Genomic DNA, 18,569 nt, shown 5'->3' on the forward strand with positions numbered 1-18,569 from the left:
AGGGGAACCCTTTGCTTGCGAATCTTGCTCTTGTGCGGTGGCACTGTGCCGTGGTGTCACATCCAGTGCACCTTCCCGTACTGGTCAACGCCAGGCGGGAGGCACTAGTTCCCTTGTGCTTGCGGGCATGGGTGTGGGCCGTCCGGGTGAGGACGGGGGCATGCGCGCGCGTGCGGGCTCAGAAGAGGCCGGTGTCGGTGAAGCGCAGGACCAGCTGGGGTGCTCCGGAGAGGGCGATGCCGAGGGCCGCGGTGAGGGTGATCGCGGCGGTGAGCGGGGCGGGGACGCGGTGCTTCTCGGGCTCGCCTTCGGGGGCGCGGAAGAGCAGCGCCGTCCACTGCAGGTAGTAGTACAGGGCGATCACCACGTTGACGGCCATGACGACCGCGAGCCAGCCGAGGCCCGCGTCGACGGCTGCCGAGAACACGGTGACCTTCGCGAAGAGGCCGATGATGCCCGGCGGCAGTCCGGCGAGGCAGAGCAGGAAGAAGGCCAGGAGCAGGGCCGCCGCCGGGTGCTTCGCGTAGAGGCCCCGGTAGTCCGAGATCCGGTTCGTCGCGCTGGTACGGCCCACCAGGGCGGCCACCGCGAAGGCGCCCAGGTTCACCGCGGCGTACATGAGGGCGTAGGCGACGGTGGAGCCGATGGCGTGCTCGGCGTCGTCGGAGTACGCGGCGGCGGCGATCGGTACGAGGAGGTAGCCGGCCTGGCCCACGGAGGACCAGGCGAGCAGGCGTACGGCGCTGTACGCGCGCGTGGCTTGCTGGCGGAGGGCGCCGACGTTGCCGACGGTCATGGTGAGCGCGGCCAGCACGGCCAGTGCGGGGCCCCAGACGTCGGCGTACGAGGGGAAGCCGATGACGGTGACGAGGATGAGGCCGGAGAAGCCGACCGCCTTGCCGACGACCGACAGGTAGGCGGCGACGGGCAGCGGGGCGCCGACGTAGGTGTCGGGGACCCAGAAGTGGAAGGGGACGGCGGCCGTCTTGAAGGCGAAGCCGATGAGGGTGAGGACCACGCCGCTCTGGGCCAGGGTGTCCAGCCGGCCGTCGACGTGCTGGATGCGGTCGGCGACCTGGGTGAGGTAGAGGGTTCCGGTCGTCGCGTACACGAAGCTGATGCCCAGGAGGCTGACGGTGGTCGCGGTGACGGACGACAGGAAGAACTTCAGGGCCGCCTCTGAGGACCGGCGGTCGCCGTGCCGGATGCCGACCAGGGCGAAGGCGGGCAGGGAGGCGACCTCCAGGGCGACGACGAGGGTGGCGAGGTCGCGGGAGGCGGGCAGCAGGGCGGCTCCGGCGGCGGAGGACAGCAGCAGGAACCAGAACTCGCCTTCGGGAAGTCGCCCGCGCGCGTCCTTCAGGGCGGTGACCGACAGCAGGGCCGCCAGCAGCGCTCCCCCGAGCACCAGGAACTGGATGACGAGGGTGAAGCGGTCTGCCGTGTAGCTGCACACGCGTGTGTCGCCGGTCAGGCAGAAGGTGGAGCGGTCGCCGTCCAGGAGGGGCAGGAGGAGGGCCGTGGCGGCGGCGAGTCCCGCGACCGACAGCCAGCCGAGGAGCGGCTTGCGGGCGTCGCCGACGAAGAGGTCGGCGACGAGGACGACGAGGGCGACGACCGCCGCGAGGGTGGGCGGCGCGATGGCCAGCCAGTCGACGGACTGGACCACCGACTCGGCCAGCGGCTGGAACACGGGCTGGGCCAGGGCGCTCATCGGGTGCCTCCTGCGAGGAGCTGTTGCACGGCCGGGTCGGTCAGCCCGAGGAGGGCCTTCGGCCACAGGCCGGCGACGACGGTGAGGGCGACGAGCGGGGCCCAGGCCGCGAACTCGTAGGTCTGCACGTCGGCGAGGCGCGGAGCGTCCTGCGGGACGACGCCCATGCAGACGCGGCGGACCACGACGAGCAGGTAGGCGGCCGTCAGCAGGGTGCCGAACGCGGCGATCGCCGTGAAGGTGAGGAAGGCGGGCCGGCTGAGGTCGGCTGCGGGGTTGAAGGCGCCGAACAGGGCCAGCATCTCGCCCCAGAAGCCGGCGAGGCCCGGCAGGCCGAGGGAGGCGACGGCGGCGAAGGCGAGGAGGCCGCCGAGGCGGGGCGTCCTGCCGTACAGCGCGGCGCCGGTCTGCTCGGCGAGGGTGTCCAGATCGGTGGTGCCGGTGCGGTCCTTCAGCGCTCCGACCAGGAAGAAGAGGAGGCCGGTGATGAGGCCGTGGGCGATGTTGGCGAACAGGGCGCCGTTCACGCCGGTCGGGGTCATGGTCGCGATGCCGAGCAGGACGAAACCCATGTGACCGACGGAGGAGTAGGCGATGAGGCGTTTGAGGTCGCCCTTCGCGCCCCGCTTGGCGAGGGCCAGGCAGGCCAGGGATCCGTAGATGATCCCGACGACGGCGAAGGCCGCGAGGTAGGGCGCGAAGGTGCGGAAGCCGTCCGGCGCGACGGGCAGCAGGATCCGGACGAACCCGTACGTGCCCATTTTCAGCAGCACTCCGGCCAGCAGGACCGAACCGACGGTCGGGGCGGCGGTGTGGGCGTCGGGCAGCCAGCTGTGCAGTGGCCACATCGGGGTCTTGACGGCGAGCCCGATCCCGATCGCGAGAACGGCGATGACCTGCACGGATGTAGTGAGCGACCGGCCGTTGTCAGTGGCGAGTGCCACCATGTCGAAGGTGCCCGCCTTGATTCCGATCAGGAGCAGGCCGAGCAGCATGACCACGGATCCGAGCAGGGTGAACAGGATGAACTTCCAGGCGGCCTGGGTCCGGCCCGCGCCGCCCCAGCGGGCGATGAGGAAGTACATCGGGACGAGGACCATCTCGAAGGCGAGGAAGAACAGCAGCAGGTCGAGGACGGCGAAGGCCGCGAGGGTGCCGGACTCCAGGACGAGCACGAGCGCGACGAAGGCTTTCGGGGACGGGTCCGCGGTCTGCTGCGTCGGCGGCTGCTGTTGCCGCCTGAAGTAGGAGTACACCGCGCACAGGAAGGTCAGCAGCGCGGTCAGGACCAGCAGGGGGAGGGAGATACCGTCGATGCCGAGGTGGATGCGCACGTCGAGTGCGGGGATCCAGCTGATGTCCGTGGTGGCCTGCATCTTCGACGGATGGTCGTGGTCGAAGCCGAGCGCGAGGACGATCGCGGCGATGAGGATCGCGCCGGTCACGGTCATGCCGTGCCGCAGCACGGCCTGCTCGGGTGACTTCCCCTTCAGCCCGGGCGGAGCCGGCAGAAGAGCGGCGGCGGCGCCGAGAAGCGGGCCGACCACGATGAATGCCAGAAGGAACTGCATCACGGACTCGTTGATATCGATCACGCCCGCTCACGCTCCCGAAGCGACGAGAAGGGCGGCGACCGCCAGGACGACGGTGCCGGCGAGCAGCGCGCTCACATAGGTCTGGACGTTGCCGGTCTGGGCGCGCCGTACGGCGGCCCCCAGCCAGCGGGGCAGGGCGCCCGCGCCGCGTACGTAGGTGTCGACGACCTCGCGGTCGAGGAACCGGACGAGACTCGCGCCGGCCTGGACCGGGCGGACGAACAACGCCCGGTACACGGCGTCGAGGTGGAATCCGACGGCCGCGTGGCGGTGCAGCGGGCCGAGCAGGAGCCGTCCGGGGTCCGCCGGGTCGGGGGCGGAGGCCACGTCCCCGTAGGCCGGCGCGTGCGTCGCGATCGCCTCGGCCTCGACGAGTCCGGCGTCGCCCTCGGGGTGGGCGGCGACCGCGCCCAGGGGGACGCGGGCTGCGAGCCCGGCGAGATGGCGCCAGGCGGCGTACGTGACGAGACCGCCGGCCAGGGCCACACCCGTGCCCAGGACGGACGTGGTGAGGGTCGGGGCGAGGTCGTTGCCGTCGAACCAGTCGGGGAGGGTGCGGTAGGCGAGCCCGCCGAGGGCCAGGGACGGGACGGCCAGGACCCACAGCACCACGGTCATGGTCAGTGGCTGGCGGCCGTGGTCGGGGGCCTCGGCGCCCCGGCCGTGGAAGGTCAGCAGCCACAGGCGGGTCGCGTAGGCCGCCGTGAGGAGGGCGGTGAGCAGGCCGGCGACGAGGACGGTCCAGCCCGCGGCGCCGGGCGCGTGCTCGGTGTGGCCCGCGGTGATGTGCTCGGCGGCGCCGAGCACCGACTCCTTGGAGAAGAAGCCGCTGAACGGCGGGATCGCGGCGAGCGCGAGAAGCGCCACGGTCATCGTCCAGTAGGCGTCGGGGACGCGGTCGCGCAGGTGGCTCATGCGGGACATGGCGGCCAGCGAGTTGGTGCCGGCGGCGTGGATGATCACGCCGGCCGCGAGGAAGAGCAGCGCCTTGAACGCGCCGTGCGAGAGGAGGTGGAAGACGGCGGCACCACGGTCGCCGACGGCGAGGGCGCCGGTCATGTAGCCGAGCTGGCCGATCGTCGAATAGGCGAGGACGCGCTTGATGTCGTCCTGGGCGAGGGCGGCCAGGCCCGAGCCGACCATGGTGATGGCGGCCATCACGGCGAGGGTCACCATCGCGGCCGAGGACGCCTCGAAGACCGGGAGGAGACGGGCGACGAAGTAGACGCCGGCGGCGACCATCGTCGCGGCGTGGATCAGCGCGGAGACGGGGGTGGGGCCCGCCATCGCGTCCGGGAGCCAGGTGTGCAGGGGGAACTGCGCGGACTTGCCGGCCACGCCCGCGAGGAGCAGCAGGGCGACGAGCGTCGGGTGGTCGAGTCCGCCGTGGGCGACGGTGGCGAGGACCTTCGTGATCCGGAAGGACCCGGCGTCGGTGGCGAGGGCGAACAGGCCGATGAGGAAGGGGACGTCGCCGAGTTTGGTGACGAGGAAGGCCTTGATGGAGGCGGCGCGGGCTTCCGGGGTCTCCCAGTAGTGGCCGACCAGGAAGTAGGAGCAAATGCCCATGACTTCCCAGCCGACCAGCAGCACGATCAGGTCGCCGGAGTAGACGACCAGGAACATCGCGGAGGTGAAGAGGGAGACGAGCGCGGCGTACGAGGGGTAGCGCGGGTCCTCGCGCAGGTAGCCGGTCGAGTAGATCTGCACGCAGGTGGCGACGAGGCCGACCACGACGGCGACGAGGGCGGCGAAGCCGTCGATGTACAGCGCCAGTTCGATCGGGATCGAGCCGGTGGGGGTCAGTTCCGTCGCCGCGGTGACGGAGGCGTCTCCGCCCTGGCGTACGGCGACGATCGCGGCCAGTACGAGCGCGGCGAGGGTCGGCAGGACGGCGAGCGGGCGCACGAAGCCGGGAGCGGTGCGGCCGAGGAGCAGTCCGGCGGCCGCGCCCAGGAACGGGAGGAGGGGGACGAGGACGGCGAGGGTGGTCGTGGTCACGCGGTGGCCTCAGCCTTCTCGGCGGCCGTTCCGGTCGCGGGGGTGTCGCTGTCGGGGCCGTCGGTCGCGGGGCTCTCGTGGCCTTCGGCGGTGTCGCGGAGACGGTCGATGTCCGCGGTGCCCCGGTTGCGATGGACGGCGAGGACGATCGCCAGGCCGATGCCGATCTCGGCGGCGGCGATGGCGATGGTGAACAGGGTCAGGGCCTGACCGGAGTGCAGGGTCTCCTCGGCGGTCCTGCTGAGCCAGACGTCGAAGGCGACCAGGTTGAGGTTGACGGCGTTGAGCATCAGCTCGACGGACATCAGGACGAGGATCGCGTTGCGGCGGGCGAGGACGCCGTACAGGCCGGTGCAGAAGAGAAGGGCGGACAGGACGGCGGGATAGGCGAGGTGCATCAGCGGGTGCCTTCCTGCTCGGCCGGGTTTTCGGCGTCCGGAACGGAAAGAGAACTCTCCGTGACGGATCGGGAACTCTTGGTGACTCTCCGGGAGTTCACTGGGGGAGAGCTCGACTCCGCCTTCGCCCTGCGGGACAGGACGATCGCGCCGACCAGTGCCGCGAGGAGAAGGACGGAGAGGGCCTCGAAGGGCAGGACCCAGTTCTGGAACAGGCTCGCGCCGGTGACCTCGGTGGAGCCGGCGGCCGGACCGTCCAGATCGATCCAGGTGGCGCGGAAGGCGTCGACGACCACCCAGACGAGCGCGGCGGCCGCGGCGACGGCCACCGTGAGAGCGGCCCAGCGGTTTCCGGAGTCCGCGTCCGGGGAGTGGCCGATGGGGGCCTTGGTGAGCATCAGACCGAAAAGGAGGAGTACGACGACGGAACCGACATAGATGAGGACCTGCACCCAGGCGATGAACTCGGCGGTGAGCAGGAGGTACTCGACGGCGAGGCCGCCGAGGGCGACCACGAGCCACAGGGCGGCGTGCACCAGTTGCTTGGTGGTCACGGTGACAAGAGCGGCGCCGAAGGTGACCAGTCCGACGAGCAGGAAGGCGATCTCGACGCCGGTCGGGGAGAGAAAGCCGTGGTGTGCCTGAGCGAGGGTCACGATTCTCCTCCCTGGGGTGCGTTCGGCTCGGGTGGCTGGGGGGCGTTCGACGCGGCCTGGGCCGCCGCAAGCTTCTCGGCCGCCTTGCGGGCGGCCGCGAGCTCCTTCGGCTCCTCGGCGGCGGGGTCGAGGGCGGGTGGGGCCGGGACGGTCCACATCCACTCGCGGAGCTTGTCGCGTTCGTGGGTGAGTTCGTGGATGTCGGTCTCGGCGTACTCGAACTCCGGGGACCAGAACAGGGCGTCGAAAGGACAGACCTCGATGCAGATACCGCAGTACATGCACAGGGCGAAGTCGATGGCGAAGCGGTCGAGGACGTTGCGGCTGCGCTCGCGGCCGCCCGGAGCGGCGGGCGGGACCGTCTCCTTGTGGGAGTCGATGTAGATGCACCAGTCGGGGCACTCACGGGCGCAGAGCATGCAGACCGTGCAGTTCTCCTCGAACAGGCCGATGACGCCACGGGTGCGGGGCGGGAGTTCGGGCTGGGCGTCCGGGTACTGCTCGGTGACGGTCTTCCGCGTCATCGTGCGGAGGGTGACGGCCAGGCCCTTGGCGAGGCCACTACCGGGGATGGGGGCCATTACCGGATCACCACCTTGACGATGCCGGTGAGGGCGATCTGGGCGAGGGAGAGAGGGACGAGGAGGGTCCAGGAGAGCTTCTGAAGCTGGTCCTCGCGCAGGCGGGGGTAGGTGACGCGGAGCCAGATCACGACGAAGGCGAGGACTGCGGCCTTGAGGAGGGTCCAGACCCAGCCGAGGCCGTCGGCGCCCCAGGGGCCGTGCCAGCCGCCCAGGAAGAGGACGGTGGTCAGACCGCACAGGACGACGATTCCGGCGTACTCGGCGAGGAGGAAGAGGGCGAAACGCAGGCCGGTGTACTCGGTGTACGCACCGAAGATGATCTCCGAGTCGGCGACGGGCATGTCGAAGGGAGGCCGCTGCAGTTCGGCGAGACCGGCGACGAAGAAGACGATCGCGCCGGTGATCTGCCAGGGCAGCCACCACCACTCGAAGGCGTCGACGATGCCGGGCAGGGACACCGTGCCGGCCGCCATCGCCACCGAGGCGGCGGTGAGCAGCATCGGGAGTTCGTAGGCGAGGAGCTGGGCGGCGGTACGCAGGCCGCCGAGAAGGGAGAACTTGTTGGCGCTGGCCCAGCCGGCCATGAGGGAGCCGAGCACGCCGACGCCCATCACCGCGAGCACGAAGAAGATGCCCGCGTCCACGACCTGGCCGACGGCGCCTTCGCCCGGGCCGATGGGGATGGCGAGGAGGACCAGGAGATACGGAAGGAGGGCTACGGCCGGCGCGAGCTGGAAGATACGGCGGTCCGCGCCCGCGGGGACGATGTCCTCCTTCTGTACGAACTTGACGCCGTCCGCGACGAGCTGGGCCCAGCCGTGGAAGCCGCCCGCGTACATCGGCCCCAGGCGGCCCTGCATATGGGCCATCACCTTGTGCTCGGTCTGACCGACGATCAGGGGGAAGGTGAGGAAGACGACGAAGACGACCAGGAGTCGCAGGGCGACGTCGAGAGCGTCGTTCACTGCGGGCCTCCTGTGGGGTCCTCGGGAGCGGGGGGTTCCGCGCCCTCGGTACGGGCGGGCGTGCCGCGGGCGGGCGAGGGCTTCTCGACGGGGTCGTGCTGCTTGGGCGCGGCCGTCCCCGGGGCTGCCGGCTCAGGGCGGGCCGACCCCGGCTCCGGGCCGGGCTCCGGCTCCTGAGCCGATTCCGGGGCCTGAGCCGGCTCCCTCTTTTGATGCGGGTCCTGAGCCGATTCCGGGCCCGACTCCGGGTCCTGAGCCGGCTCCGGCTTCTGATCGGGCTCCGGGGCCGGCGTCCGGTCTGGTTCCGGCTCCTGGCCCGACTCCGACTCGCGGCCCGACTCCGGCTCCTGGTCCGGTGCCGGTGCCCGGTCCGGTGCCGGTGCCCGGTGCGGTTCGGGGGTCTGCTCCCTCTTCGGTTCCTGTTGCTCGCTTGGCTCTGGGGGCTGCTGTGGCTCGTCGAACGCTGGGCGGGCGTGGTGCCACGGGGCGTCGGAGCTGCGGGGGGCCGTGGAGGGGCGGGCGGGGGTGTCGGGGGGTGTCGTCGGGGGCTGGGTGTGCTGGGAGGCCGAGCCCTGGGAGGCGCTGCGCGTGCGGCGCGGTCCTGCCGGGGGTTGCGGGGTCGGCTCGGGGGCCGTCGGTTCCGTCGGCGCGGCGGGCTCGGTCCCCGCGGCACCCGGGGACTCCGTGGCAGCTGCCCGTTGTGACGCCGAGCCCGCGCTCGCGCTTCGGGCGCGGCGGGGTCCGGCAGGCGTCGTCGGCGCCACCGGACCCGAGGGAGCCACCGGACCCGAGGGAGCCGCCGGAGCCGAAGGACTCGCCGGAGCCGAAGGAGTCGAAGAAGCCGCGGGAGCCGAGGGGGCCGGTGAGGTTGGTGGGGTCTCTGGGGTCGGGGGGGTCGGCTGGGTTGCTGAGCCGTCCGATGCCGTGCGGGCGCGGCGGACCGGGCGGTCGCCTGCCGCTCGTCCCGCTGCCGCGCGTCCCGCCGCCGCTCGGGCCGGGCGGGCCGGGGCGGGCGGGAGTTGACCCTTCAGGGGGCCCCATTCGTTGGGGTCGGGGACGCCTGGGGGGAGCATCTGGCGGCGCTTGGGGCCGCCGTGCTCGGACTCTCCGGGCTCCTTCGCGCCGGGCCAGGCCTTGGCGACGCGGGCGGCGAGGACGAAGTCCTTGCGCAGGGGGTGGCCTTCGAAGGTCTCCGGGAGGAGGAGGTGGTTCAGGGCGGGGTGGCCCGCGAAGGTGACGCCGAACATCTCGTGCGTCTCGCGTTCGTGCCAGGCCGCGCCGGCGTAGACGTCGACGGCGGAGGCGAGGGTCGGTGCCTCGTGCGGGATCGTCGTACGCAGCAGCAGGCGACGCACCGGGGACAGGGCCACCACGTGCGCCGAGACGCGGAAGCCCGTGCCCGGTTCGTCGACCGCGCTCAGCCAGTCGAAGTAGGTGCAGGTCAGGCGGTCGCGGGCCACGCGCAGGGCGTCGGTCCAGGATGAGGGAGGGACGTCGACCGTCAGGACGTCGTACGACTCCTCGGCCGTGGCCTGCGGGCCGAAGAGCTCGTCGGCGGGGGCCGGGAGCCAGCCGATGGTGGTCATCGGCCCTCCCCCGACGGCGCGGCAGGGGACTCGGCGGCCGGGGGCAGCACCAGGCCGCTCTGAAGGGCGGCCGGCGAGGGGCGGGAGACGGCCGGGCGGGACGGGGTCGGGCCGTAGCGCTCGCGCAGGGACTCCCGGGCGATCTTCTCCTGGAGCTTGAGGATGCCCTGGAGAAGCGCCTCCGGGCGCGGCGGGCAGCCCGGCACGTACACGTCCACCGGGATGATCTGGTCGACGCCCTTCGTCACCGAGTACGAGTCCCAGTAGGGGCCGCCGCAGTTGCTGCACGCGCCGAAGGAGATGACGTACTTCGGCTCGGGCATCTGCTCGTAGAGACGCTTCACAGCCGGGGCCATCTTGTCCGTGACCGTGCCGGAGACGACCATCAGGTCGGCCTGACGCGGGCCCGGCGCGAAGGGGATGACGCCGAGGCGGATGAAGTCGTGGCGGGCCATCGACGCGGCGATGAACTCGATCGCGCAGCAGGCCAGGCCGAAGTTGAAGACCCAGAGCGAGTAGCGGCGGCCCCAGTTCAGGATCACCTTCATCGGCTCCGGGGCCAGGCGGGCCAGGGTGCCCAGGCGCTTCGGCTCCGGCAGCGGTACGGGTTCCGAGAGCACCTGTTCCGACTGCTCCGGGTGCTCCAGGTGCTCCAGGTGCTCCGACCCTTGCGGTTGTTCCGGGTGCTCCGGATGCTCCGAGTGCTCCGGCGCATTTGCTTTCGGCGTCACGTCCATGTCAGGACGCCCTTCTTGTAGGCGTACAGCAGGCCCACGGCCAGGAAGCCGAGGAAGATGAACATCTCCACGAGCGTGGCCGCGCCGTAGCCGGGGGCTGCGAAGACCGTCGCCCAGGGGAAGAGGAAGATCGAGTCGACCGCGAAGATCACGTAGAGGAAGGCGTAGACGTAGTAGCGGACCTGGGTGTGGGCCCAGCCCTCGCCCACCGGGTCGACGCCGCACTCGTACGTCAGGAGCTTCTCCGGGGTGGGGACCACCGGGCGCAACAGCCGCCCGGCGCCGAACGCCACGGCGACGAACAGCACGCCGACGACGGCGAGCAGCCCGACGACGGAGTAGGACTGGAAGTAGTCCGCCGCGAATTCCGCCGCGACATCGACGGTCCGTTCCCGCACGCCCGTCCCTCGCTCCCTGACCTCAGTCTCTTCGACGACAGGCCCGTTCGACGATCTGTACGCACGGGAGTCTAGGCCCTGATAAAGGGACGGTAAGCAGCCCGTCACGCCTCGTCTTGCGGTGCGGGGGTTTTCCCCCGGCCGAGGAAGGCAGCAGACCTCATGGCGCGGCGCCGTGCGGCGCGGCAGGCTAGCCCATATGACCGCTTCCGCCAGCCGATCCGTCTCCGACCCGAACCGCTCCGGCAAGGAGGGTTCCCACCCGGACGGCTTTCAGCCGGGCGGCTCCCACCCGAGAGCCGCTCCCCTCACGACCGCTGTGCCGGGCCCGGCCGGGCAGGGCGCCGAGCGTCTGCCTCCGGCCCGGCTCGCCTACGACCCGCAGACGTGGAAGGAGATCGCGCACCTTCTGACGAATCTGCCGATGTCGTTGATCGGGTTCACCTATGTGATGACGGTGATCCTCACCGGCGCCGCGATGACGGTCACCGTGATCGGGTTCCCGCTGCTCGCGCTCGGGCTGGCCGGGGCGCGGCTGCTGGGCCGGTTCGAGCGGGGGCGGGCGCGGCTGCTGCTCGGGGTGCGCATCGACGAGCCGAGTCCGCTGCCGCTGCGCAGGGCGGGCGGGCTCTTCCAGCGGTTGTGGCTGATGCTGAAGGACCCGGTGGCCTGGCGCACGGTGCTGTACGACCTCATCCGGCTGCCCTGGGGAGTCCTGACGTTCAGCGTGGTCGTTCCCTCGCTGTTCGTGCTGTGGCCGGTGCTGCCGTTCGTGGTGCGCGGGCTGACCAACGCGGACCGGGCGATGGTGCGGGCCCTGCTGTCCCCCTCCGACGAGCTGGAGCGGCGGATCGCGGAGCTGGAGTCGGACCGGGGTGTCGTGGTCGACACGGCGGCCGCCGATCTGCGGCGCATCGAGCGTGACCTGCACGACGGGGCGCAGGCCCGGCTGGTCAACCTGGCGATGGGGCTGGGCCTGGCGAAGGAGAAGCTGCTGGAGGGGCAGGCCGACGACGTCGTGGCGGCGATGGTGGAGGAGGCGCACGGCGAGGTGAAGCTGGCGCTCCAGGAGCTCCGGGACCTGGCACGCGGGATCCATCCGGCCGTCCTGACCGACCGGGGGCTGGACGCGGCGCTGTCCTCCGTGGCCTCGCGCTGCACGGTGCCGGTGAAGGTGACCGCCGACCTGACGTCCCGACCTGCGCAGGCCATCGAGGGCATCGCCTACTTCACCGTCTCCGAGCTGCTCCAGAACGTCAGCAAGCACAGCGCGGCGCGGTCGGCCTCGGTCGACGTGTGGCGGACCGACGACCGGCTGCTCATCCAGGTGTGGGACGACGGCCGGGGCGGGGCGCGGCTCGACGGCGGGTCGGGGATGCGGGGACTGGCGGAGCGACTGGACGCCGTCGACGGGCTGTTCATCGTGGAGTCGCCGGTGGGTGGTCCCACGACGGTGACCGCGGAGTTGCCCTGGCGCAATCGCGGACAGAACGGATAGCCGGCCGGCGGACAGCAGACGGCGGACAGGGCGGACAGCGGACCGGGGGTTCGCGGGGTGTGGGAGGTGGCGGCCGTGGGAGGTAGGGAAAACCCCCCTTCCAAGACGCCGACGGACTCCATGGTCCACGCGCTCGCCGCCGAGCAGGGTGGGAGGTACGGATCGACAGCTGCGCGACGAGCAGGACGAGTAGAACGGACGACGCCGATGGCCACGCAGTACGGGCAGTACGGGCAGTACGGGGAGCCTGACCAGTACGGGCAGTACGGGCGCCATGACCAGTACGACCCGGAGTACGGGCACCGCGACGGCGGGCGTCGTCACCTGTTGCCGACGGGGCTGCGTGAGCCGCTCACGGCGCGCCACTGGCGGGAACTCGTCTATGTCCTGCTCGGCCTGCCGATCGGCGTCGTGCTGTTCACCTTCACGATCACGATGCTGTCGCTGGGGGCCGGCCTGCTGGTGACGTTCCTCGGCATTCCGGTGCTGGCGGCGGGACTGGCCGCGGGCCGGGGCTTCGGAGCGCTGGAACGGGCCCGGGCGCGCGGGCTGCTCGGCCTGGAGGTCGCCGATCCCGAGCCGTTGCGGCCTCGGGGCAAGGGCGCGATGGCCTGGATGGCCGCCGTCCTCAAGAGCGGAACGTCGTGGCGGCAGGCGCTGTACGCGGTGGTGCAGTTCCCGTGGGCGGTGTTCTCCTTCTGCGTCGCGCTGACCGTGTGGTCGTTCGGCTGGACCATGCTGACGTATCCGCTGTGGTTCTGGGTCTTCCCGATGTACGGCGGTCAGGGCGGGCTTCAGCTGTACGGCGACGAGCAGCACAGCGTCTACCTCGACAACCCGTTCGAGATCACCGTGACGGCGCTGGTGGGACTGTTGATCACGCTGGCCACGCCGTGGATCGTGCGGGCGCTGACGACGGTGGACCGGCTGCTGGTGCACGGGCTGCTCGGACCGTCGTCGCTGGGGGCGCGGGTGGTGGAGCTGGAGTCCGACCGGGGGGTCGTGGTGGACACGGCGTCCGCCGATCTGCGGCGCATCGAGCGCGATCTGCACGACGGGGCGCAGGCCCGGCTGGTGGCGCTGGCGATGGATCTGGGGCTGGCGAAGGAGAAGCTGCGGGAGGATCCGCGGGAGGCGGCGCGGATGGTGGACGAGGCGCACGGCGAGGTGAAGACGGCGTTGCAGGAACTGCGGGACCTGGCGCGCGGGATCCATCCGGCGGTGCTGACGGACCGGGGGCTGGACGCGGCGTTGTCGGCGGTGGCGTCGCGGTGCACGGTGCCGGTACGGGTGGATGTGGATCTGGTGGAGCGGCCGGCGCCGGCGATCGAGGGGATCGCGTACTTCACCGTCTCGGAGCTGCTTCAGAACATCAGCAAGCACAGTGGGGCGCGGTCGGCCTCGGTCGATGTGTGGCGGGTGGAGGATCGGTTGATGCTGCAGGTGGTGGACGACGGGGTGGGCGGAGCGGATGCCTCCGGCGGGGGGTCGGGGTTGGCCGGGCTCGCGGGGCGGCTGGACGCGGTGGACGGGATTCTGGTGGTCGATTCGCCGACGGGCGGGCCTACCCGGGTGACCGCGGAGTTGCCCTGGCGCGGGAACGGGGTCTGAGGGGCGGGTTTCTTCGCCCCCGCCGCCCCTGCCCTTCCCACCCTGGGGGCTACTGCCCCTGGGGGCTACTGCCCCCAGACCCCAGGCGCCCAGCCTCCCCCGGCTGGACCCACGGGCCAGAGACTCGGACCCCGGGCCCCCGGGCCCAGCCCGGACGGGGTTGTGCCCGGGCGGGCTGGTGTCGTCCCGCGCGCTGTTTCGCGCGGTGGCTCGTTGCGAGGCCGAAACCGGGTGGGTCAAGGCCTGATTCGCGCCGTCCTCGTCGCCGTCGGGCTCCTCGGCGGGTACAGACGGGCCCGTTGCTGGAATGCTTGACTGGTTCTACCAACGGGGTGGACGGCTGGGGGGCCGAGGATCGTGGAGGACAGGGTGCGGGTGGTCATCGCCGAGGATTCGGTGCTGTTGAGGGAGGGGCTGACCCGGTTGCTGACCGACCGGGGGCATGAGGTGGTGGCCGGGGTCGGGGACGCGGACGCTCTGGTCAAGACGATCACGGAGCTCGGCGACGAGGGCGCGTTGCCCGACGTCGTCGTCGCGGACGTGCGGATGCCGCCGACCCACACCGACGAAGGGGTGCGGGCCGCCGTACAGCTGCGCAAGGCGCATCCGGGGCTCGGGGTGCTGGTGTTGTCGCAGTACGTGGAGGAGAGGTACGCCACCGAACTGTTGGCCGGTTCGAGTCGCGGGGTCGGGTATCTGCTCAAGGATCGTGTGGCCGAGGTGCGGGAGTTCGTGGACGCCGTGGTGCGGGTCGCGCAGGGCGGTACCGCCCTCGATCCGGAGGTCGTCGCGCAGCTGCTCGGGCGGAGCCGGAAGCAGGATGTGCTGGCCGGGCTCACCCCGCGGGAGCGGGAGGTCCTGGGGCTGATGGCCGAGGGGCGGACGAACTCCGCGATCGCCCGGCAGCTGGTCGTCAGCGACGGGGCCGTGGAGAAGCATGTCAGCAACATCTTCCTGAAGCTCGGCCTGTCGCCGAGTGACGGGGATCACCGCCGCGTACTGGCGGTCCTCACCTATCTCAATTCATAGCGAGGTGGCACTGTGCCTTTCGTCGAGCGGGGGAACTCGGTGGAGGCGGCGAACAGGCGGTGGAGAACCGTGGTGTGATCCGGAGCGTCTACCGGATTCGCGCCGGGCGGCGGGAAATCATGAAAAGCGGGGGTGCCGGGCCGTCTCGGGACAACGACCGTCATACGAATGGCCGAGGTAAGGCGACCCTTACAGACGTAGGGTTGATCCGTGGAGGGCCTTTGGGAAGGCCATCCGGGACAGCCACCTCGAGGGAGGTCCAGTTCAGTGACCAGTCAGGTCAGCAGCCCAGCGGAACAGGACGACGGAACCGACGGAGCCGACGGGACCGTCGTGGGAGAGCAGCGCAAACCGGGTGGGACGAAGGACGTCCGTCGTCTCGACCGGGTGATCATCAGGTTCGCGGGCGACTCGGGTGACGGTATGCAGCTCACCGGCGACCGCTTCACCTCGGAGACCGCGTCGTTCGGCAACGACCTCTCCACCCTGCCGAACTTCCCCGCCGAGATCCGCGCGCCCGCCGGCACCCTCCCCGGCGTCTCCTCGTTCCAGCTGCACTTCGCCGACCACGACATCCTCACTCCGGGTGATGCGCCCAATGTGCTGGTCGCCATGAATCCGGCGGCGCTGAAGGCCAACATCGGCGATGTGCCGCGCGGCGCGGAGATCATCGTCAACACGGACGAGTTCACCAAACGGGCGATGCAGAAGGTGGGGTACGCGGCCTCGCCGCTGGAGGATGGATCCCTCGACGGTTACCAGCTCCACCCGGTCCCGCTGACCACTCTGACCGTCGAGGCACTCAAGGAATTCGACCTCACCCGTAAAGAGGCCGAGCGCAGCAAGAACATGTTCGCGCTCGGCCTCTTGTCATGGATGTACCACCGGCCCACCGAGGGCACCGAGAAGTTCCTGAAGTCGAAGTTCGCGAAGAAGCCCGACATCGCGGCCGCCAACCTCACCGCTTTCCGTGCCGGGTGGAACTTCGGCGAGACGACCGAGGACTTCGCGGTCAGTTATGAGGTCGCCCCGGCCGCGAAAGCGTTCCCCGTCGGCACCTACCGGAACATCTCCGGGAATCTCGCCCTGTCATACGGGCTGATCAGCGCGTCCCGGCAGGCCGATCTGCCGCTGTTCCTCGGGTCGTACCCGATCACGCCGGCCTCCGACATCCTGCACGAGCTCAGCAAGCACAAGAACTTCGGCGTGCGCACGTTCCAGGCCGAGGACGAGATCGCGGGGATCGGCGCGGCGCTGGGGGCGGCCTTCGGCGGGTCCCTCGCCGTCACCACCACCTCGGGGCCCGGGGTGGCGCTGAAGAGCGAGACCATCGGGCTCGCGGTCTCGATGGAGCTGCCGCTGCTGATCGTGGACATCCAGCGGGGCGGGCCGTCGACCGGCCTGCCGACCAAGACCGAGCAGGCCGACCTGTTGCAGGCCATGTTCGGGCGCAACGGCGAGGCGCCGGTGCCGATCGTCGCGCCCCGCACCCCCGCCGACTGTTTCGACGCGGCCCTGGAGGCGGCCCGGATCGCGCTCACCTACCGCACGCCGGTGATGCTCCTGTCCGACGGCTACCTGGCCAACGGCTCCGAGCCCTGGCGGATCCCGGAGCTGGACGAGCTCCCGGATCTGGCCGTGCAGTTCGCCCAGGGGCCCAACCACACCCTGGACGACGGCAGTGAGGTCTTCTGGCCGTACAAGCGCGACCCGCAGACGCTGGCCCGGCCGTGGGCGGTCCCGGGCACGCCGGGGCTCGAGCACCGCATCGGCGGGATCGAGAAGGAGGACGGGACCGGGAACATCTCCTACGCCCCGGCCAACCACGAGCTCATGGTCCGCGTCCGGCAGGCCAAGATCGACGGCATCGACGTCCCCGACCTCGAGGTCGACGACCCGCACGAGGCGAACACCCTGGTGCTGGGCTGGGGGTCCACCTACGGGCCGATCACCGCCGCGGTCCGGCGGCTGCGCGCCGCCGGTGAGGCCGTCGCGCAGGCCCATCTGCGGCATCTGAACCCGTTCCCGCGCAACCTGGGCGCGGCGCTGGAGCGCTACGACAAGGTCGTCATCCCCGAGATGAACCTCGGCCAGCTCGCCACTCTCGTACGGGCGAAGTACCTGGTCGACGCCCGTTCGTACAACCAGGTCAACGGCATGCCGTTCAAGGCGGAGCAGCTTGCCGCGACGCTCAAGGAGGCCATCGATGGCTGAGACCTCGACGGAAGGCACGGGCACGATCGAGGCGCTCTCGCTCGTCCCCAAGGCCGTGGCCCGGCAGTCCATGAAGGACTTCAAGTCCGATCAGGAAGTGCGCTGGTGCCCCGGCTGCGGCGACTACGCGATCCTGGCGGCCGTCCAGGGCTTCATGCCGGAGCTGGGGCTGGCCAAGGAGAACATCGTCTTCGTGTCGGGCATCGGCTGCTCGTCGCGCTTCCCGTACTACATGAACACGTACGGCATGCACTCCATCCACGGGCGGGCGCCGGCCATCGCGACCGGCCTCGCCGCCTCCCGGCGGGATCTGAGCGTGTGGGTGGTCACGGGCGACGGCGACGCGCTGTCCATCGGCGGCAACCATCTGATCCACGCCCTGCGGCGGAACGTGAACCTGAAGATCCTGCTGTTCAACAACCGGATCTACGGGCTCACCAAGGGCCAGTACTCGCCCACCTCGGAGATCGGCAAGATCACCAAGTCGACGCCGATGGGCTCGCTGGACGCGCCCTTCAACCCGGTGTCGCTGGCGCTCGGCGCGGAGGCGTCGTTCGTGGCACGGACCATCGACTCCGACCGCAAGCATCTGACGGAGGTGCTGCGCCAGGCCGCCGCCCACCCCGGCACGGCGCTGGTCGAGATCTACCAGAACTGCAACATCTTCAACGACGGCGCGTTCGAGGCGCTGAAGGACCGGCAGTCCGCCGAGGAGGCGGTGATCCGGCTCGAGCACGGACAGCCGATCCGGTTCGGGGCGGACCGCGCGCGGGGCGTCGTGCGCGATCCGGCGAGCGGCGATCTGCGGGTCGTCACGGTGACCCCGGAGAACGAGGCGGACGTGCTGGTCCACGACGCGCACGCCGCGTCCCCGACCACCGCCTTCGCGCTGTCCCGGCTGGCCGACCCGGACACCCTGCACCACACGCCGATCGGCGTGCTGCGCTCGTTCGAACGGCAGGTCTACGACACCCAGCTGGCGGACCAGCTGGACGCGGCGATCGAGCAGCACGGCAAGGGCGACCTGGGGGCGCTGCTGGCGGGCGGCGACACCTGGACGGTCGTCGGCTGAGGCGCGGAGCGGTTCACGAGGCCCGGGAGCGGAGTTCCCGGGCCTCGTCGTATGTCCGGCGGGCCTGTTCCACGTCCGGCATCCGGGTGTGCGTCCACAGGGCGAGCGCGCGCACCTGCTCGGCCGCCTCCCGGCCGAGGTCGGTCAGGGAGTAGTCGACGCGCGGCGGGATGACCGGCTTGGCGTCGCGGTGCACCAGGCCGTCGCGTTCGAGGGTCTGGAGGGTCTGGGTGAGCATCTTCTCGCTGACCGGCCGGCCCACCGCGCCGATCGCCCGGCGCAGCTCGCTGAACCGGTGCGAGCGGTCGAGCAGCTCGATCAGTGCCAGGACACCCCAGCGGCTGGTGACATGTTCGAGGACGAGTCGGTGCGGACACATGCCCTCCGCTTCGACCGTACCCACCTGCATACTTACTGCCATGCCAGTACCTTACTTCAAAGTGGGTACTTTCGCTTGGTTAGTGCTTCTCCTAGGGTCGGTGACAGACCCGCAGCCCCCACTAGGAGTTCT

General features: G+C 70.9%; 16 protein-coding genes. 5 read left to right on the forward strand and 11 right to left on the reverse strand.

Translation table 11 applies throughout. The features are described from left to right. Positions 1 to 178: 178 nt before the first annotated feature. From OG933_RS18805 to OG933_RS18850, 10 genes are read right to left on the reverse strand one after another with little or no spacing between them, the layout of a single operon-like run. Positions 179 to 1,714 carry an NADH-quinone oxidoreductase subunit N gene (locus tag OG933_RS18805; RefSeq protein WP_405627911.1) on the reverse strand — a complete coding sequence of 512 codons (1,536 nt, stop codon included), beginning with the start codon at positions 1,712 to 1,714 and terminating at the stop codon, positions 179 to 181. Then, a complete protein-coding gene (locus OG933_RS18810) occupies positions 1,711 to 3,309 on the reverse strand; it encodes a NuoM family protein (RefSeq protein WP_405627912.1) in 1,599 nt (532 codons plus the stop codon). Before OG933_RS18810 ends, OG933_RS18805 begins: the two co-directional genes overlap by 4 nt. A 6-nt stretch (positions 3,310 to 3,315) precedes the next feature. Continuing rightward, positions 3,316 to 5,310: an NADH-quinone oxidoreductase subunit L gene (locus OG933_RS18815; protein ID WP_383477351.1), complete on the reverse strand. Its 1,995-nt coding sequence runs from the start codon at positions 5,308 to 5,310 to the stop codon at positions 3,316 to 3,318. Further along, positions 5,307 to 5,708, reverse strand: coding sequence for an NADH-quinone oxidoreductase subunit NuoK (gene nuoK / locus OG933_RS18820; protein ID WP_267018895.1), 402 nt, complete (start codon positions 5,706 to 5,708; stop codon positions 5,307 to 5,309). The genes OG933_RS18815 and nuoK overlap by 4 nt, the downstream gene beginning before the upstream one ends. After that, positions 5,708 to 6,364: an NADH-quinone oxidoreductase subunit J gene (locus OG933_RS18825; RefSeq protein WP_405627915.1), complete on the reverse strand. Its 657-nt coding sequence runs from the start codon at positions 6,362 to 6,364 to the stop codon at positions 5,708 to 5,710. The genes nuoK and OG933_RS18825 overlap by 1 nt, the downstream gene beginning before the upstream one ends. Further along, entirely contained in the window at positions 6,361 to 6,945 is a 585-nt protein-coding gene (locus tag OG933_RS18830; protein WP_405627916.1) for a NuoI/complex I 23 kDa subunit family protein, read from the reverse strand. Before OG933_RS18830 ends, OG933_RS18825 begins: the two co-directional genes overlap by 4 nt. Continuing rightward, positions 6,945 to 7,913 carry a complex I subunit 1 family protein gene (locus OG933_RS18835; protein WP_057602837.1) on the reverse strand — a complete coding sequence of 323 codons (969 nt, stop codon included), beginning with the start codon at positions 7,911 to 7,913 and terminating at the stop codon, positions 6,945 to 6,947. The genes OG933_RS18830 and OG933_RS18835 overlap by 1 nt, the downstream gene beginning before the upstream one ends. After that, on the reverse strand, positions 7,910 to 9,499 hold the full coding sequence (locus OG933_RS18840) for an NADH-quinone oxidoreductase subunit C (protein ID WP_405627918.1): 1,590 nt from the start codon (positions 9,497 to 9,499) through the stop codon (positions 7,910 to 7,912). The genes OG933_RS18835 and OG933_RS18840 overlap by 4 nt, the downstream gene beginning before the upstream one ends. Beyond that, on the reverse strand, positions 9,496 to 10,236 hold the full coding sequence (locus tag OG933_RS18845; protein ID WP_405627919.1) for an NADH-quinone oxidoreductase subunit B: 741 nt from the start codon (positions 10,234 to 10,236) through the stop codon (positions 9,496 to 9,498). The genes OG933_RS18840 and OG933_RS18845 overlap by 4 nt, the downstream gene beginning before the upstream one ends. After that, complete coding sequence (locus OG933_RS18850; RefSeq protein ID WP_020130187.1) at positions 10,227 to 10,634, reverse strand: NADH-quinone oxidoreductase subunit A; 408 nt, start codon at positions 10,632 to 10,634, stop codon at positions 10,227 to 10,229. The genes OG933_RS18845 and OG933_RS18850 overlap by 10 nt, the downstream gene beginning before the upstream one ends. 199 nt (positions 10,635 to 10,833) lie before the next feature. Here OG933_RS18850 and OG933_RS18855 point away from each other — a divergent pair, with 199 nt between their 5' ends. The 5 genes from OG933_RS18855 to OG933_RS18875 all read left to right on the forward strand — a co-directional run bounded on the left by OG933_RS18855 (position 10,834) and on the right by OG933_RS18875 (position 18,058). Beyond that, complete coding sequence (locus OG933_RS18855; RefSeq protein ID WP_405627920.1) at positions 10,834 to 12,132, forward strand: sensor histidine kinase; 1,299 nt, start codon at positions 10,834 to 10,836, stop codon at positions 12,130 to 12,132. 207 nt (positions 12,133 to 12,339) lie between these two features. Beyond that, positions 12,340 to 13,743 carry a sensor histidine kinase gene (locus OG933_RS18860; RefSeq protein ID WP_405627922.1) on the forward strand — a complete coding sequence of 468 codons (1,404 nt, stop codon included), beginning with the start codon at positions 12,340 to 12,342 and terminating at the stop codon, positions 13,741 to 13,743. 357 nt (positions 13,744 to 14,100) lie between these two features. Next, positions 14,101 to 14,772 carry a response regulator transcription factor gene (locus tag OG933_RS18865; protein WP_028806907.1) on the forward strand — a complete coding sequence of 224 codons (672 nt, stop codon included), beginning with the start codon at positions 14,101 to 14,103 and terminating at the stop codon, positions 14,770 to 14,772. A 267-nt stretch (positions 14,773 to 15,039) separates the two neighbouring features. After that, positions 15,040 to 16,986 (forward strand): 2-oxoacid:acceptor oxidoreductase subunit alpha, encoded by a 1,947-nt coding sequence (locus OG933_RS18870; protein WP_405627924.1) that lies wholly within the window; start codon positions 15,040 to 15,042, stop codon positions 16,984 to 16,986. Continuing rightward, positions 16,979 to 18,058 carry a 2-oxoacid:ferredoxin oxidoreductase subunit beta gene (locus OG933_RS18875; RefSeq protein WP_054238732.1) on the forward strand — a complete coding sequence of 360 codons (1,080 nt, stop codon included), beginning with the start codon at positions 16,979 to 16,981 and terminating at the stop codon, positions 18,056 to 18,058. Before OG933_RS18870 ends, OG933_RS18875 begins: the two co-directional genes overlap by 8 nt. A gap of 13 nt (positions 18,059 to 18,071) precedes the next feature. Here OG933_RS18875 and OG933_RS18880 read toward each other — a convergent pair whose 3' ends face one another. Next, positions 18,072 to 18,479: a helix-turn-helix domain-containing protein gene (locus tag OG933_RS18880; RefSeq protein WP_362270197.1), complete on the reverse strand. Its 408-nt coding sequence runs from the start codon at positions 18,477 to 18,479 to the stop codon at positions 18,072 to 18,074. Between the last annotated feature and the right edge of the window lie 90 nt (positions 18,480 to 18,569).

The sequence above is a fragment of the Streptomyces sp. NBC_00016 genome, assembly GCF_045040885.1.
Classification (GTDB): Bacteria; Actinomycetota; Actinomycetes; order Streptomycetales; family Streptomycetaceae; genus Streptomyces; species Streptomyces coriariae.